General features: G+C 60.2%; 3 protein-coding genes and 1 pseudogene. All 4 read left to right on the top strand.

The genetic code is table 11. The features are described 5' to 3' along the window. A pseudogene (locus tag QZY48_RS30230) lies at nt 1–120 on the top strand (IS5/IS1182 family transposase); the annotation flags it as partial. 66 nt (nt 121–186) lie between these two features. Next, entirely contained in the window at nt 187–1,092 is a 906-nt protein-coding gene (locus QZY48_RS30225) for a hypothetical protein (RefSeq protein WP_295437600.1), read from the top strand. A 5-nt stretch (nt 1,093–1,097) separates the two neighbouring features. Further along, the gene (locus QZY48_RS30220; protein ID WP_295437599.1) at nt 1,098–1,307 is read left to right on the top strand and encodes a hypothetical protein; all 210 of its coding nucleotides are present in this window, start codon (nt 1,098–1,100) and stop codon (nt 1,305–1,307) included. 121 nt (nt 1,308–1,428) lie between these two features. Further along, nucleotides 1,429–1,965 (top strand): transposase, encoded by a 537-nt coding sequence (locus tag QZY48_RS30215; RefSeq protein ID WP_295437597.1) that lies wholly within the window; start codon nt 1,429–1,431, stop codon nt 1,963–1,965. Nucleotides 1,966–2,041: the final 76 nt, after the last annotated feature.

Here is a 2,041-nt window from a genome sequence, read left to right as displayed (position 1 = left end):
TGGAACGAGCGCGCACGCCGTTTGATCATGCACCATGATCGCCTGCTGTGCGTGTCCGAAGCCTGGGTCTGGCTCACTGAGGCGCGGATCCTTCTACGACGCATGACGACAACGACTTAATTTTGTCTATACCCTCTTAGCGAAGAGTTCCGGACCCAACTCCGGGCGCTGGCGCACAGCACGGATATGGCCCCCTACCTCAGCTTGCGCGATCAAGGATTCCTGCGCATCACCTTGCCCGCGCCAAAAATCCAGAAGACAATTGCAGGTATACTCGGTACCCTTGACGACAGGATCGAACTGAACCGCCGCATGAACGAGACGCTGGAGGCGATGGCGCGGGCGCTGTTCAAGGACTGGTTCGTCGATTTCGGCCCCACCCGCGCCAAGCAGGAAGGCTTGGAACCGTACCTCGCCTCCGACCTATGGTCGCTGTTCCCCAAGCACCTGGATAGGGAGGACAAACCGGAGGGATGGAAATGTGGCACGCTCGCGGATGTTGCCGACCTGAATTCTGAATCCTGGTCGGCCAAGCGCAGCCCCGATCACGTCGCGTATGTCGATTTGGCCAACACAAAATGGGGAACCATTGAGGCGACAGAATGGTATCTTTGGAGCGATGCCCCCAGTCGAGCGCGCCGGGTCTTGCGTCTTGGAGACACCATCGTCGGCACCGTGAGGCCCGGAAACGGTTCCTACGCATTCATAGGAGAGAACGGCTTGACCGGAAGCACAGGTTTCGCTGTACTGCGGCCAAAGCAACCGCTTTACCGCGAAGTGGTGTACTTTGCGGCCACCGCGCCTGAGAACATCGAGCGACTCTCACATCGTGCCGACGGTGCCGCCTATCCGGCCGTTCGCCCCGACGTTGTGGGCAACACGAAGTTTATCAAAGGCGTCACTTCCGTTATACAAGCCTTTTCAGACTCCTGCGCGCCACTGGTTGATCGTATGGAAGCAAACAAGCAAGAATCCCGCACCCTCGCCCAAACCCGCGACCTCCTCCTCCCCAAGCTGATGTCCGGTGAGGTCCGAGTGCAGGAGACCGAGCCGTCAGCGGCGTCAGCCCCTCAGAACCCTCAGCAACGGTGACTGTTATGCACGCGATACGCAGCATTGTCGATGACGCCGCCAATCAACTCTTGATCGAGCTGCCGCCCGAACTGCGGCACCGACGGCTGGAGGTCATTGTGTTGCCACTTGATGACCAGGGGCCGACGGCCGACGCCCAATTGCGCCCTCGCTATCAGACCTTGCGAGTTGCCGAACGGGTTATCGTGGGCCGGGATGAACTCCATGAGCGGTGAGCCCTTCATCGACACGAATGTCTGGGTCTACGCGCACTTGGAGACTCCAGACGAGCCGAAGGCCGTAGGTCGGGTTAGCGAAGCGTAACCCGACGAGACGCCGGCACGACCACTCCACACGATGAAATACCGACGCGCTATCCTCCCCGGCGGCACCTTCTTCTTTACCCTGGTCACCCAGGATCGCCGCCCGCAATTTACGGACCCGGAGAGTATCGATTGCCTGCGCGAGGCGTTTCGTGCAGTCAAGAAGAAACGCCCGTTTCGGATCGACGCGATTGTCATCATGCCGGATCATCTGCATTGTATCTGGACGCTGCCCGGGGACGATGCGGATTATTCGCTGCGTTGGCGGCTGGTGAAGACCTGGGTTACGAAGCACTGGCCCAGGCCCTTGCCGACGCCGGCCAATCCGGCGCGATGCGCCAGGGGCGAACGGGCGCTGTGGCAACATCGTTATTGGGAGCATGTGATCCGCGACGAGGAGGATTTTTCCCGGCATGTCGATTACATCCATTATAATCCCGTGAAACACGGGTATGTCGACGCGGTGGCGGATTGGCCGTATTCGAGCTTTCTGCGGTTTGTGGACGCCGGGCTTTATCCGCGGGATTGGGCGTGCAAGGACGAGGTCTTGGAAGGTGTGGGTCACGAGTGAGGGCGCGGGTGTCGGGTTACGCTGCGCTAACCCGACCTACGGCCTGACGGAGGACCGGTAGACCGGTAGGTCGGGT

The organism is uncultured Thiodictyon sp., assembly GCF_903828115.1.
Taxonomy (GTDB): domain Bacteria; phylum Pseudomonadota; class Gammaproteobacteria; order Chromatiales; family Chromatiaceae; genus Thiodictyon.
The sequence above is the reverse complement of the archived record's forward strand: the minus strand, read 5'-3'. Positions and strand labels throughout refer to the sequence as shown.

Excerpts from the sequence above, each read along its gene's own strand:
- QZY48_RS30225 (WP_295437600.1), top strand. The coding sequence starts at position 187 with ATGGCCCCCTACCTCAGCTTGCGCGATCAAGGATTCCTGCGCATCACC.
- QZY48_RS30215 (WP_295437597.1), top strand. The coding sequence starts at position 1,429 with ATGAAATACCGACGCGCTATCCTCCCCGGCGGCACCTTCTTCTTTACC.
- QZY48_RS30220 (WP_295437599.1), top strand. The coding sequence starts at position 1,098 with ATGCACGCGATACGCAGCATTGTCGATGACGCCGCCAATCAACTCTTG.